This window comes from Streptomyces sp. NPDC048417 (assembly GCF_040651615.1).
Lineage (GTDB): Bacteria > Actinomycetota > Actinomycetes > Streptomycetales > Streptomycetaceae > Streptomyces.
On sequence record NZ_JBEZKI010000015.1, the window covers coordinates 177,146 to 190,813 of the forward strand.

Consider the following 13,668-nt stretch of genomic DNA (forward strand, 5'->3'; position numbering starts at 1 on the left):
AAGTGAACCGTCAGACCGCCGCGTCGGCCACGAACTCCGCCCACGCGGCGGGCGACATCGTCAACGCCGGGCCCGCAGGGCCCATCAGAAAAGGACCAGTCATGCCCCAGGTTTCCGTCAGCGCATCCGTTCCCGCGCCCGCCGACAAGGTGTGGGCGGTCATCACCGACTTCGACCGCTTCAGTGAGTGGAACGTCATCCACACCGCATTTCCCAGCGGCGGCCCGGCCGAACTCGCCGTGGGCGCCAAGTACGCCGAGAAGATGAGCCTGATGGGCATGCCCGCCGAGGTGAACTGGACTGTCGCCGAGGTCGAAGCCGGACGGTTCTACCGGCTCCAGGGCACCGGCCCGATGGGGATCTCGCTGAGCCAGCACTACGCGCTCGCCGACGAGGGCGTGGGCACCCTGGTCACGGTGAAGAACGAGTTCAAGGGCGCGGCCGTGAACATGATGGCGGCCCGGATAAAGGACGCCACCACCACCGCGCTCACCGAGTCGCTGGGCAAGCTCGCCGCCTTGCTCGCCTAGAGCCAATACCAGTGACTTTACGCGCGTTCGAATACGCTGACCTGGGATAACGTCGCCGTTCCGGCGCCCCGGCGATCGTCGGAGGGCCGGCATCGGGCCTCACCCGGGTCTGGTCCTTGCAGGCGGCCGACCGTCTGCAAGGACCACACAGCCAACCAAGTCCTGCACCGATGCCGCCGCCGACTTCACCGGTGCACGGGACCTGGTCCGGGTCCGGACCCTCAACCCCCGCCTTGAGACGTTCCGTACCTGGCTCCGATCCAACAAGCACCCCCCATCACAACCACTGCGTGGCGCCCTGCCTGCTCTGCGACCCCATGCCCTGGCGGGCTCGCTTGCCGCTGAAAGTGGTCCAGGCACCGCCGACGCTGTGTGGTGGGCGGCGTCGTCACCTGGTCAGCGGTCGAGCCCGGCTCTCCACGCGTCGGCCTGCCCGTGTCACAGGACTGACGGATAGTACAGTTGCGTTTCTCCCGAGGTCGTCCTATAGTCATGGTACGAAACTGTTCTGTACTAAATGGAGGGCTGATGTCACGCGGCAATGGCGATGAGGCGATCCGTCGCCCTCGGATGACCCCCGAACGGGAGGCCGAGCTGCTGGCCGCGACGGTGGATGCCTTGCGTGAGGTCAGCTATGCCGAGTTGTCGATGGACCTGGTGGCGGCCAGGGCGCGCTGCAGCAAGGCCACGCTCTATCGTCTGTGGCCGGGGAAACCGCAGATGGTGGCTGCTGCGCTCTACGCCACGCGGCCGATGAGACCGGAGGAAATCGACACCGGCACGCTCCGCGGCGATCTGCTGGCCATGGTCGAGTTGTTGGGCCCCCTCGCGGAGAAGGACGCGCCGCTGTTCGCCGCGCTCGGACACGCTCTGCTGACCGACGAGAATCTCGCCGAAGCGGTGCGAGACACGCTGGTGGAGCCCTGGTTCGCGGACCTGACAGGGGTCGTCGACCGGGCTGTTGAGCGTGGCGAGCTGTCTCACCGACCGTCTGCCACCGACTTCCTGCCGCAGCTCCTGCTCAGCGTGATGCTCACTCGTCCGATGTTCGAGCGCCTGCCTGCCGACGCCGACTACCTCACCAGGTGTGTCGACCATGCGCTGCTGCCCGCACTGCTCCACACCTGATCACGTCGTTCGCAGCCGCCGATTAGGGCCGCCGGTTCTTTCGGCGCGGGCCTGATCATCAGCGGCTTGCGCTACCAGCGCGGCTCCTCCGGCAGGCCGCCAACGCCGCGCCCGCCGTGTACATGTAACCCCAGACCGGCCGTGTTCTGGGAAACACGGCCCCTGGCCCGACTGGGCGGTGTCGCTCCGACCGGTCTCCTTGCCTCGTTACCGGTCTGAGGACATGCCAAAAGCAGTGGGGCAACTCACGTTCTGCACCTCCGACGGTCGAAGACCGACCCGTCCACTCAGTCCGGGAGTAAGACTTGTCCATCTATCTGTTTCGCCTGGCCCGTTGGGCGTTCCGGCGCCGCCGACTCGTCCTCGCCGTGTGGATCCTCGCCGCCGGCGCGGCGATCATCCTCGCGGTCGTGGGCGGGGGGAAGACCGACGACACGTTCACGGTTCCCGGTACGGAGTCGCAGCGGGCCACCAACCTGCTCAAGGAGAAGCTGCCGGCGCTGAGCGGTGGCCAGACCCAGATCGTGTTCGCCACCCACGGGGACACCAAGGTCACCGATCCGTCGTACAAAGCCGGCATCGAGACCGCGATCGGCAAACTGAAGACCGTGCCCCAAGTGGGCCTGGTCTCCGACCCCTTCGAGTCTAAGGCCATCTCCAAGAACGGCAATGTCGCACTCGGGTCGGTGCAGTTCGACTCGCAGCCGACCGACGTGAAGGAATCGACCCTCGACGCGGTGAAGGCAGCCGTGGTTCCGGCGCGGGATGCGGGCGTTCAGGTCGAATACTCCGGCAGCGTCTACCCCGGCTGGCAGATGAAGGTCTCCGAGGTGCCGGAGATCGTCGGCATCCTCGTCGCCTTTCTGATCCTGACCATTACCTTCGGCGCGTTCGTCGCCGCCGGGCTGCCGATCCTCACCGCGATCATCGGCATCGCCGTCACCATCATGAGCATCTCCGCACTGGCGTCCGTCATGACGATCGCCTCGACCTCGACGACCGTGGCGACCATGCTCGGACTGTCCTGCGGCATCGACTACGGACTGTTCATCCTGGCCCGGCACCGCAACAACCTGCTCACCGGCATGACCATCGAGGACTCCGTCGCCCTGGCCGCCGGCACTGCGGGCAGCTCGGTGGTCTTCGCCGGGCTGACGGTGATCATCGCGCTGTGCGGTCTCTCCGTCGTCGGCATCCCGTTCCTGACTGTGATGGGCCTCGCTGCCGCCGGAGCCGTACTGATCGCGCTGCTGATCGCCCTGACCCTGATGCCCGCCATGCTGGGTTTCGCCGGGAACAAGGTGGCGAAATTCATCAGCACGCCGCTGCGCCCGGGTCACCCCGAGGACGTCGCCCGGACCGCCGCCACTGAGCCGGAGCGCACCTTCGGTGCCGCGTGGGGGCGTTTCGTGGTCCGTTTCAGGGTGCCGCTCCTGATCGGCGGGATCGCCTTGCTGGGGGTCTGCGCCCTGCCCGCCACGCAGATGGAACTGGGCCTGCCCAGCGGTTCCTCGAAACCCAAGGACGACACCGCGCGCAAGGCGTACGACCTGACCACGGACAACTTCGGCCCGGGCTTCAACGGGGCCCTGCTGGTGATCGCCGACGGCGTCCCCGATGCCGCCGACGCGGCCCCGATCGCCGCCGAGCTCGGCAAGACCCCCGGCGTCGTATCCGCCGTGCCGATGGCCGCACGCAATGAACTCGCCGTCATCCGGGTAATTCCCAGCACCGGGCCCAACGACCAGGACACCACCGACCTCGTGAACCGGATCCGGGACGACCGGGCCACGATCGAGGGAAACTCGGGTGCCAAGATCATGGTCGGAGGCAACACCGCATCCAACATCGACGTGTCGAGCAAACTCTCCTCCGCGCTCCCGGTGTTCCTGATCGTCGTGGTCGGTCTGGCCTTCGTCCTGCTGACGCTGGCGTTCCGCACCATCCTGATCCCGATCAAGTCGATCGTCGGGTTCCTGCTGTCGGTGGCCGCGGCGTTCGGCGCGCAGGTCGCGATGTTCCAGTGGGGATGGGGTGAGGACCTGTTCGGTATCCCGCCCAGCGAGACCATCAGCTTCCTGCCCGTCATCATGCTCGCCATCATCTTCGGGCTCTCCAGCGACTACGAGGTGTTCGTGGTCTCCCGCATCAAGGAGGAGTTCACCAAGAGCGGCGACGCCGTGCAGGCGGTGGAACGCGGTACCGGTCTTGCGGCGCGCGTGGTGACCGCGGCCGCGCTGATCATGTGCAGCATCTTCGTGGCGTTCATGTTCACCGACGACCCGACCGTCAAGGCCATCGGCTTCAGCTTCGCTGTCGGCGTCGTCCTGGATGCCTTCGTGGTCCGGCTCACCCTGGTGCCCGCCTTCATGGCAATCGCCCGCGCGAAGATCTGGTACCACCCGCAATGGTTCGGCAGGTACGTCCCCGACTTCGACATCGAGGGCGACCGTCTCCAGCACCAGTTCGCCACCGGCAGCATCGCGCAGACGGCGGATACAGGTCCAGCCGCGAGCAGGAGCACCTGACCCCTTGTGGCGGCGTACCACCGCCTCCACCTGGTAGGTGGGAAATGATCTACATGTCCACGGGAAATGATCTCCCCAGGCCAGCGAGCAAGCCTGACCAGCGCATTCCGTCGATTCCCCCTTGGTGGACACGCGTGCATATCCCACGAGGCCGCCGGTCCGTACGGCCGGAACGGGGGCGAGGAGATCAGCGGTGTCGTCGTCCCGGAGCGGCTGCACCTGCCAGATCGTACACAAAACGGTGCTCCTCAAGTTCTTGAGCACATCGACTTTCTGACACCGTTTTATGGGCATGATCCGGCGTCGAAACCGCCGCGCGCCGCAGCTTACCGATCTTGCTCATCAATCGGTCGATAGATCAACAGCCGCATCCCCCGCCTCCCCCGCCAGCGGGCGAGGTTGACACGGGCAGCGAGGGTGTCGGGGTGGTCCGGGCCAAGGCGGTGGCGAGTGGTGGTGGCCAGGTGCTGGAGGTGGTCGCGGGCCGCGGTGACCTGGCCGCTCTCCCCGAGGCTACGTCCGGTGCGGAAGAGTACTGCGTGGGCATCGGCCGGTACAGGGCGTCCTCGGCGGTGCGGGTGAGGGCGGTGGTGTTGGCGCGCAGGGCCTGGGCGAGGGCGGTGTCGCGTTCGACGTCGGGTCAGGCGGCGCTCAGGGCGTCGGCGGCGGTGAGGGCGAGCCGGTCACACTGGTCGGGGGTGAGGGTGTCACGGGTGGCACGCTGGATGAGCTGGTGGACGCGCACAGCCCGGTGGGGGACGTCGGGCGTAAGGTCGATGAGGCTGAGACGGTGCAGGGCCCGCAGCGCGAGCACGGCGTCCTCGGCCGAGACCGGCGCCGGCTGGTGGGTGCCGCCCGCGCCGGTGGGGGTGCGATGCTTGGTGACGTGCGCGAGGGCGGGCTGACTGGTGAGGACCGTAGCGGGGATGCCATTGGGGTCGAGAAGGGAAGCCAACTGGAGCATGGGGCGGGCCAGGCCCGCCGGGCGGATCTGGTTGGCACGTTCGATGGACAGGGACCAGGTCGCGGCCACGGTGGCGGTCTGGTCGTCGGGTAGTGCGCCGGGCTCCGGCAGCACGTCGGCCAACTTCCTCAGCCGGTCGGCCAGCAGCTCTCGGTAGGAGGCACAGGTCAGATCCGCGTCGATGATGTATGCGGCGGCCTGGGCCAAGGCGAGGGGCAGAAAGGCCGTCCTCCGGGTGTTCGCCTCGTGCGGCCAGGAGACGTTCTTCGAAGGCCACGTCCACGCGCTGTGGACGCTGGGCGGTGTCCCGCGGAGCAAGGTTCGCTACGACAACCTCAAGGCAGCCGTGGCCCGGGTGCTGGGGCTGAGCCGGGCGAGGGTGGAGGCGGACCGCTGGATCGCGTTCGAGTCGCACTACGGCATCGAGGCCTTCTACTGCCGCCCGGGCGTCGAGGGTGCCCATGAGAAGGGCGGCGTCGAGGGGCAGATCGGCTATTTCCGCCGCAACCACTTCGTTCCCGTCCCCGAGGTGTCCTCGCTCGCCGAGCTGAACGAGATGGTCGAGCAGTGGGACCGGCAGGCCGACGCTCGCAGGATCGGCTCCAGGTCCAGGACGATCGCTGAGGAGTTCGCGCTCGAACAGCCGCTGCTGATGCCGCTTCCCGAGGAGCCGTTTGAGACCGGGCGGCTGTTCACCCCGCGGGTTGACCGCTACGGCCAGATTCCGGTCCGCACGAACCGCTACTCGGTCCCCATCCGGCTGATCGGCAAGGGGGTACGGGTCATTTTGCATGCCTCTCACCTGGTGGTTTACGACCAGAACGTGGAAGTGGCCCGACACGAGCGGCTGATCGCCAAGGGTGCTGTCCGCCTGGACCTGGACCACTACCTGGAGGTCTTGGTCCGCAAGCCCGGCGCCTTCCCCGGCTCGACCGCTCTCGAGCAGGCCCGCTCGGCAGGCAGGTTCACCCCAGTCCATGACGCCTGGTGGGCCCAGGCAATGAAGATCCACGGCGAGCGGGACGGCACTCGCGCGCTGATCGAAGTGCTGCTGCTCGGACGGAACATGCCGCACGAGCACGTCGTCGCCGGCCTGGCCGCGGCCCTGCGGGCCGGAGCTATGACGGCCGACGCCGTCGCGCTGGAGGCTCGCAAGGCCACCCAGGCCGAGACCGAGCCCACACCGGATGCGCGGGTCCCCGGCCAGCCGTCGGCGACGGTGACGTCACTGCACGAGTGGCGTCTCGCGCATCTTCCGCCGGACAGCAGGCCGCTGCCCTCGGTGGCCCCCTACGACCAGTTGCTCCGACACCGCCGGGCAAGCGGCGGTGACCACCGAGAGGGAGAAGCACGATGACCCTGCCCCGCCAGCGAGGCTTGACCGAACAGGCCGCCGACGCCGCCATCGACTCCGCCTGCCGCCTGCTGCGGCTGCCGTCGATTCGCAACGAGTTCTCCGACATCGCCGACCGGGCGATCAAGGACCAGTTGACCTACCGCGGCTTCCTCGCCGAGCTGCTGAGATGGCCGAGTGCGACGACCGGGCTCGCCGCCGCTCGGAGAGGCGTATCAAGGCGGCGAACTTCCCCCGCGAGAAGTCCCTGCGGACCTTCGATTTCGATGCCAGCCCCAACATCGATCCCGCGACCATCCACACCCTCGCCAGCTGCGAGTGGATCAAGAAGGGGCAGCCGCTCTGCCTGATCGGCGACTCCGGCACTGGCAAGTCCCACATGCTGATCGCCCTGGGCACCGAGGCCGCGATGAAGGGCTACCGCGTCCGCTACACCCTTGCGACGAAGCTGGTCAACGAGCTGGTCGAGGCCGCCGACGAGAAGCAGCTGAACAAGACGATCGCCCGCTACGGCCGCGTCGATCTCCTCTGCATCGACGAGCTTGGCTACATGGAACTCGACCGCCACGGAGCCGAACTCCTCTTCCAGGTTCTGACCGAACGCGGGGAGAAGAACAGCGTCGCGATTGCCTCGAACGAATCGTTCGGCGGCTGGACCAAGACCTTCACCGACCCCCGGCTCTGCGCGGCCATCGTCGACCGCCTCACCTTCAACGGCACCATCATCGAGACAGGCACTGACTCCTATCGCCTCGCCAGCGCACGTGCCCGGGGGAACCCGCCAAGGTCGGCTGAGTGCGATAGCTGCCGATCTTGACGTGAGCGACGAGGGGGTTGAGGGACATCGGAACGAAGACCGGTGCTAAAAGATTGTTGTATGTGGGTTCAGCGAGTGATCGAACTGACCGGGTGGGAGCCGCTCGGGATCTCCGTCGACTGGGCGGCGATCGAGGGAGAGCTGGGGGTTCCGCTGCCGACGGACTACAAGGAGCTCTACGAGGTGTTCAGCGGCGGCGTCTTCAGTGATTCCGTCTACATTCTGGGGCGCGACGAGGGCATCTCGTTCGACTTCCTGACACAGTGGCGGGTCTCCCTGTCGACCGACCAGGACAACAAGCTCGGAAGCGTCTCCGCCGTCGATCCCTATGCGATCTACGCGCCGGGCGGCAAGGGGCTGGTTGAGTGGGGCTCCACCGAATGGGCCGACGAATACTTCTGGCTGATCGATGCCGAGCGGCCGGGCGAATACCCCGTCCTTGCGCGGTCCAATGACGTCGGCGGATGGCACCGGTACGACATGTCCACCTCTGAGTTCCTCTACCGCATCCTTGCCGATGCCGATTTTCAACCTTTCGGGATCGCGCAGTACGACCTTGGCACGACGTTCAAGCCCGGCTCCGGCGACCCCGTCGATGGCCAGCCGCTCTGACGAGAGGCTGGCCGTCCCACGTTCGTGGACACGACAGTGCCGTCGTTTCTCATCGAGATCCGTGAGCCAGGTGATCACCAACTGCCTCCGGAACCGGTCGCCAAACGCTGTTCCTAGAGATCAACGAAGCCAACAGGGCGAGGTCGCTCGCGTCGAGCATGGCGAGGTGGACGCCGACGCCCAGCGGCGGCATGAGGTGGGCGGCGTCGCCGAGCAGGGTCACGGTCGCGTTGTGCGCCCAGGTGTGCGGCACGGGCAGGGCGAAGATCGGACGGTCCACGAAGGGGCCCTCGTTGTCGGTGATCAGCTGCTTCATGCGGGGTGACCAGCGGGCGTAGTGCTCCAGGAGCCAGGCGCGGATGGCGCCGGTGTCCCGGGGCGTCAGGCCGCTCGCGGCGGTCCAGTCGGCCGGGACGCGCTGGATCAGGTGGACGCGGATGTGGTCGTTGCCGTTGGGCTGGGCGAAGACGCCGCGCTCGCCATCCGCGGCGTGCGCGCCGCCCTGGCCGACCAGTTCGGCTGAATGGAGACGGACTCGGGCATCTTCGAGCGCGGCGAGCAGACCGTCCGACCCCAGCAGTGCCCGACTTATCTGCCCTCAAGCGCCGCTGACCCCGTGAAAGTACGGGTCAGGGGCACAGTCGGAGACCGGTGGGGACGGGCGGTCATTGCTCCATGGCTCCGGGCCCGATCCCCACGGGGGGCGGGACCGCTCCGGTGGGCCGTCGGCCGACGACCGACCGCCGTGGAACCCCGACGCGGGCGGGGGCGGGCGTCTGCCGGGCGGGAACCGGGAAGAGGTGGGTCACGCGGGCGGTCGCCTCGGCTGTTCCCCACTCCTCCAGCAGCGCTCGCGCCTGTTGCTCGCCCAGGCGGCGTCCGGTCTGCCGATGGATGGCCAGCGCGCGGCGTGCGAAGTCGTGGGCTTCGGGGCTGCCCGGCGTCTGCGTCCGGGCCAGGATCAGCAGGCTGTCGGCCTCGGACATGCGGTAATGGTGGGTCACCGCCAGCTCCAGTGCCTGGTAGGCGTAGTCGCGCGCGGCGTCCGGCCGCCCCAGGACCGCGGCCGTGGCCGCGGTCGCCACCAGGGCTCGGATGTGCCATCCCGGGTTTCCCGACTCGTCCGCCAGGACGACCGCCGCCAGGTGTCCCGGCAGATCCCGGTTGACCGTCGCCAGGACGCTGCGTGCCAGCCAGCTCCAGCGAGGCGCCTTGAGCCCCTGTGCCAGGCGCCACGCGTGCTCCGCGCATACGCGCGCCGCCTCCGGCCGTCCGGCGTCCAGGTGGACCGCCGCCAGCTCGCTCCGGGCCGCCGACTCCAGGTCCGTGTCGCCGAACTCCCTGAGCGTGATCAGGGCTCGGGTGTACAGCGCGCCGGCTTCCTCCACGTCTCCCAGGGCATGCTTCACGATGGCCAGATTGACCAGGGCGTACGGCTCCTGACTTCGTGCGCCGGCCTGTGTGGCCAGTTCCAGTGCCTGGTGCCGGACGCGCAACGAGTCGGCCAGACGGCCCAGCTCGCAGTACACCTCGCCGAGCCGTGAAAGGGTGACCACCGTGCTGGAAACGCTATGCGGTGACGGTGCCACGGACATCAGCGACTCCAGGCGGCGGGCCGCCTCGTCGAGGTGCCCGGTGAAGATCAGGATCTGCGCGACGAAGTTCTCGCAGCCGTTGATGCCAGGGCGGTGGTCGATGGTGCGCGCGATCGACAGGGCCGTCCTGAAGCTTCTCATCGCCTTCGGGTAGTCGTTCACGCTCATGTTCGCGTGCGCGAGGCTGTACCACCCGCTGAACCGGGCTTCGGCGTTGCCCACGCGCTCGGCGGCCGTGATGGCGGCGTTGGCGGCGTCGATCCAGTCGCCGACGTTCATCCGGGTGGCGAAGTAGGGGCGAAGGCCGTCGGCGATCCGCCAGGTGTGGGCGCCGATCGGATCGTCGTGCAGGGCCGCGATCAGGTTCGGGATCTCGTTGTCGAACCAGGCCAGCGCCTCGGCCGCGGTGTCGAAGTCCGCGCCGGGGGAGTACTCCGCGCCGGACAGGCGGGCGTGTCCGGGGAAGGCCAGAGCCTGCGCCGCAAGGGTGCGTTCCAGGTACCACTCGGTCAGGCGCCCGCGGGCCCTCTCGCGGTCGGGCCGGGAGTCCTCGGCCTCGGCGCGCGCTCGCGCGTACAGCCGGGTCAGGTCGTGGAGGGCGAAGCGGTCCGCCGCCGACTGGTCGATCAGGTGGGCGTCCAGCAGGCGGTCCACCAGGCGGCCGGCCTCGGACCGGCTCAGACCGGCCAGCACCGAGGCCGCCGCGACCGTGAAGTCCGGTCCCGGGGAGAGTCCGAGGAGGCGGAACAAGCGGCGGGCGTCAGGGTCGAGAGCGTCGTAGGACTGCCCGAGGACGGTCTGCATCGTGCTGTCGCTGTCGCCAGGAGTCTGGAGTGCGGCCAGACGGTTGCCGTCGCGCAAGTCCCTGATGTGGTCGGCTATCGACGCCAGCGGATCGTTGGCGATGTTGGCCGCCGCTATGCTCAGCGCCAGCGGTATCCGCCCGCACGCCTCGGCCAGGCTGTGGGCCGCGCCCGGCTCGGCGCGCAGGCGCTCGGCACCGAGCATGTGTTCCAGCAGCTGCTCGGCCTCCTGCGGAGACATCGGCCCGACCGTCACCTGGCGCGCCCCGTCGCGCACGACCAGGCCGGTCAGCCGGAAGCGGCTGGTGATCAGGGTCACCGAGCCCGGCCCGGTGGTCAGCAGCGGGCGGACCTGGTCTACCGACCGGGCGTTGTCGAGCAGCACCAGCAGGCGTTTGCCGGCGACCGTCGAACGGTACAGGTCGATGAGTTCGTCGGCCTCGGCCGGAATGGCGTCCCGGGACAGCCCCAGCGAGCGCAGCGCGCGGGCGATCGTCCGTGTCGGCGGCATCGCGCGTTGTGTGTCGTGGCCATGCAGATTGATGTAGAGCTGGCCGTCGGGGAAGCGCTCGGCCATCGTGCGGCCCCAGTGCACGGCCAGCGTCGTCTTGCCGACGCCGGCGGGGCCGACCACCGCGACCGTGCCCGGGACCGCTTCGTCGGACAGGTTCCCGGCCAGGACGTCGTCGAGTTGGTCGAGCAGGTCCCGCCGGCCCACCAGCTGGGGCGTCGACGGCAGCTGCATCGGCACCGGCGGTGCGGGGTGCGCGGCCTGGGCGTCGGGGAGTGCGCCGTCCGGCGGGGCATCGGGCACCGGGGGTGATTCCTGCTCGGACAGGGGGTGCGGCGGCTCGGCCGGCGGGGTCGGCGCCATGGCGTCCAGCGAGGGATCGGCGCGCAGGATCGCCTGTTCCATGTCGGTGAACGTGCGGCCCGGGGTGAGCCCTTGCTGCTCGGCCAGCAGCGAGCGCAGCTCGCGCGCCTGCTCCAGCGCCGCGGTCTGCCGGCCCGAGCGGTACAGCGCGAGCATCAGCTTGACGCGCAGGTTCTCGTGGAGGGGATGCGCCGCGACCAGCGGCATCAGGTCGTCGATGAGCGCGCCGTAGTGCCCTTCGCCGATCTCCAGGTCGGCCAGATCCTCATAAGCGGTCAGGCGCAGGCTGGTCAGCTGGGTCTGCGCGGACTCGGCGTAGCTGACAGCGATGTCGGCCAGCGGCATGCCCTGCCACAGCGCGAGCGCCTTGCGGATCAGGCGCACCGCCGAGCGGCTGTCGCCGCGCGCGGCCTCCTGGCGGGCCTGGGCCATGCCGTTGCGGAAGACGTCCAGGTCGAGCTCGCCGTCGTCGACGGCGATCGAATAGCCGGGGGCCCGCCTCTCGACCGGGATCTTGGCTCCGGCATCGCGGCACACCCGGCGCAGCGCCGCGATGTCGGCGTGGATCTGCGAACGGGCCGTCTGCGGCTCCGAACCGCCCCACAGCGCGTCGATCAGCTGCTGCGTGGAGACGACGCGGTTGGCGTGCAGAAGTAAATAGGCTAAGACAGCCCGGCACCGCGGACGTTTCACCGCCAGCGGCATGCCCTCGCAGTCCATCCCGACCGGTCCGAGTAATGTGTAGCGCATAGCCGTCAGTAACCCCCGTAAGCCGGAGCTGCCGCCGGGGTCGCCGACGGCGCGCCCGGCGTGCGTCGTCAGCCCGGTTCGCCTGGGTGTTGCCCAGCAACCATTGCATGCTGATCGACTTCCAGTCGACCCCCGCATGGGTGCTGCATGGCGTGCGCATGGCAGGTGCATCAATGCACTTGGGCAGCGTCCCGGGCATTTTGCGAAGCCTGTGCATGCGGGAACGACGGTGGGTGCCGAGCAGCCCTCGGCAACCCGCGTCCGCGTCGACGGTCGGGAGCGGCGCGGCAACGGGCAGGATCACTGACCCGGTGAACCGGGTGGCTCGGTCGGGACTCTCACAGAGGGACCGATGTGGTTCCGGGCAGGGGCGCAGGGGTGTTTCGCTCGTCGGCGATGCCGATACTGCCGTCGGGGAAGCGCTGGACCGAGCGCACGCCCGGCAGCAGGTTCAGCAACAGACACGGTGTGCCGATGAGGGCCGCGGCGGCCAGCAGGGTCGTGCGCATCCCGAGGAACTGGGACACCGGAGCGGCGGCGGCGTAGCCGGCGGGCATGGCGATCAACGAGATCATCCAGTCCAGCGAGCTGACGCGGGCCTGCATCTCCTCGGGGAAGAGCTGCTGCTGCGTGGTCGCCAGGATCTCGCCGACGAGCGAGGTCATGATGAAGGCCACGGCCACACCGAGAGCGATGACGAAGAGCGGGGCGGGGGGAGCGAGCAGAGCCAGCGGGCCGACGCCGAGCACCGCGGCCGCGTTCGCGGTGACCAGGGGGCGGCGCGGCCGGTAGCGCAGCGCGGCCAGCCCGCCGACGATGGAGCCCACCGAACCGGTGATCATGATCACGCTCCAGGAGGTGGCTCCGCCGTGGCCGTCCTGCATCACGACCGGGCCCAGGACGAAGAAGAACGCTATCGCGAAGTTCCACACGCCCCAGCAGAGCAGGTTGGCGAGGTACCAGCGGCGCTGGGCCACCACCAGCCAGCCGTCGCGCAGGTCCGCGAAGAAGTGCTGCTTCTCGGACCGCTGCGCCTGCCTGCGCAGGTGCATGCGGGAGACCAGCACGAAGCTCAGCAGGAAGGTGACGGCATTGATGAGGATCGCGGTGCCCGGACTGGAGACCGCCAGCAGCAGCGCGGCGAGGGCCGGGCCGAGCACCTTGGTGGTGCTGTCGGTCAGACCGAGCAGGGCGTTCGCCGGTTGCAGATGCTCAGCGCCGACGAGTTCGGGTACGACGGCCCGGGACGCCGGCGTGAAGAAGGCCATCGCCATGCCGGCGATCGTGTAGGTGACGGCGAACTGCCAGACCGCCGCCCGGTCCAGGAATAACATCACGGCGAGCAAGCCGTAGCAGACGGCCTGGACGGCGTCGCTCGCCATCAGCACCAGCTTGCGGGACAGCCGGTCCGCCCAGACCCCGCCCACCGGCAGCATCACCACCTGGCCGACCGCATGGCAGGTCAGCACCGTGCCGACATCCACGGCGCTGCCACCCGAGCGCAGGATGGCGAACACCACTGTCACCGGTATCAGGGCGTTGCCGACGGCGGAGATGCTGCGCGCTGTCCACAGGAGCCGGTAGGGGCGCTCCTGCAGTGCGCTCAACGATTTGGGCATGCGTATGGGCATGGGCGGCCCTGCTTTCTGAGTAGGAGGGTTTCAAGGAACTGCCGAGGGCTCGCGGAGAAACAACACGCCGATGTGCATCTCG

The 13,668-nt window shown here is 68.7% G+C and carries 9 protein-coding genes and 2 pseudogenes; 6 read left to right on the forward strand and 5 right to left on the reverse strand.

Annotated elements, in window-relative coordinates; translation table 11 throughout:
• Nucleotides 1–10: 10 nt before the first annotated feature.
• Nucleotides 11–103 carry a DUF397 domain-containing protein gene (locus AB0D59_RS24390; RefSeq protein ID WP_362568945.1) on the reverse strand — a complete coding sequence of 31 codons (93 nt, stop codon included), beginning with the start codon at nt 101–103 and terminating at the stop codon, nt 11–13.
• Here AB0D59_RS24390 and AB0D59_RS24395 point away from each other — a divergent pair.
• The 3 genes from AB0D59_RS24395 to AB0D59_RS24405 all read left to right on the forward strand — a co-directional run bounded on the left by AB0D59_RS24395 (nt 102) and on the right by AB0D59_RS24405 (nt 4,186).
• Nucleotides 102–530, forward strand: coding sequence for an SRPBCC family protein (locus tag AB0D59_RS24395; RefSeq protein WP_362568948.1), 429 nt, complete (start codon nt 102–104; stop codon nt 528–530). The genes AB0D59_RS24390 and AB0D59_RS24395 overlap by 2 nt on opposite strands.
• A 528-nt stretch (nt 531–1,058) precedes the next feature.
• Nucleotides 1,059–1,658, forward strand: a complete 600-nt coding sequence (locus AB0D59_RS24400) for a TetR/AcrR family transcriptional regulator C-terminal ligand-binding domain-containing protein (RefSeq protein ID WP_362568951.1) — start codon at nt 1,059–1,061, stop codon at nt 1,656–1,658.
• Nucleotides 1,659–1,963: 305 nt separating this feature from the next.
• Complete coding sequence (locus tag AB0D59_RS24405; RefSeq protein ID WP_362568954.1) at nt 1,964–4,186, forward strand: MMPL family transporter; 2,223 nt, start codon at nt 1,964–1,966, stop codon at nt 4,184–4,186.
• A gap of 640 nt (nt 4,187–4,826) precedes the next feature.
• On the opposite strand, the gene AB0D59_RS24410 is transcribed toward AB0D59_RS24405, so the two are convergent.
• Entirely contained in the window at nt 4,827–5,357 is a 531-nt protein-coding gene (locus AB0D59_RS24410) for a hypothetical protein (RefSeq protein WP_362568957.1), read from the reverse strand.
• Between AB0D59_RS24410 and AB0D59_RS24415 the strand changes: the two genes are divergently transcribed.
• From AB0D59_RS24415 to AB0D59_RS24425, 3 genes and pseudogenes are all read left to right on the forward strand, one after another.
• Nucleotides 5,332–6,507 carry a hypothetical protein gene (locus AB0D59_RS24415; RefSeq protein ID WP_362568960.1) on the forward strand — a complete coding sequence of 392 codons (1,176 nt, stop codon included), beginning with the start codon at nt 5,332–5,334 and terminating at the stop codon, nt 6,505–6,507. The two genes, AB0D59_RS24410 and AB0D59_RS24415, sit on opposite strands and share 26 nt — an antisense overlap.
• A pseudogene (gene istB / locus AB0D59_RS24420) lies at nt 6,504–7,321 on the forward strand (IS21-like element helper ATPase IstB). The gene AB0D59_RS24415 and the pseudogene istB overlap by 4 nt, the downstream one beginning before the upstream one ends.
• Nucleotides 7,322–7,396: 75 nt before the next feature.
• A complete protein-coding gene (locus AB0D59_RS24425; RefSeq protein WP_362568963.1) occupies nt 7,397–7,933 on the forward strand; it encodes an SMI1/KNR4 family protein in 537 nt (178 codons plus the stop codon).
• Nucleotides 7,934–8,066: 133 nt separating this feature from the next.
• Here AB0D59_RS24425 and AB0D59_RS24430 read toward each other — a convergent pair.
• From AB0D59_RS24430 to AB0D59_RS24440, 3 genes and pseudogenes are all read right to left on the reverse strand, one after another.
• Nucleotides 8,067–8,453 (reverse strand): annotated as a pseudogene (locus tag AB0D59_RS24430) (FAD-dependent monooxygenase); the annotation flags it as partial.
• Between the two features lie 145 nt (nt 8,454–8,598).
• Nucleotides 8,599–11,955, reverse strand: coding sequence for a BTAD domain-containing putative transcriptional regulator (locus AB0D59_RS24435; RefSeq protein ID WP_362568966.1), 3,357 nt, complete (start codon nt 11,953–11,955; stop codon nt 8,599–8,601).
• Between the two features lie 338 nt (nt 11,956–12,293).
• Nucleotides 12,294–13,574 (reverse strand): MFS transporter, encoded by a 1,281-nt coding sequence (locus tag AB0D59_RS24440; protein WP_362568969.1) that lies wholly within the window; start codon nt 13,572–13,574, stop codon nt 12,294–12,296.
• Nucleotides 13,575–13,668 lie beyond the last annotated feature (94 nt).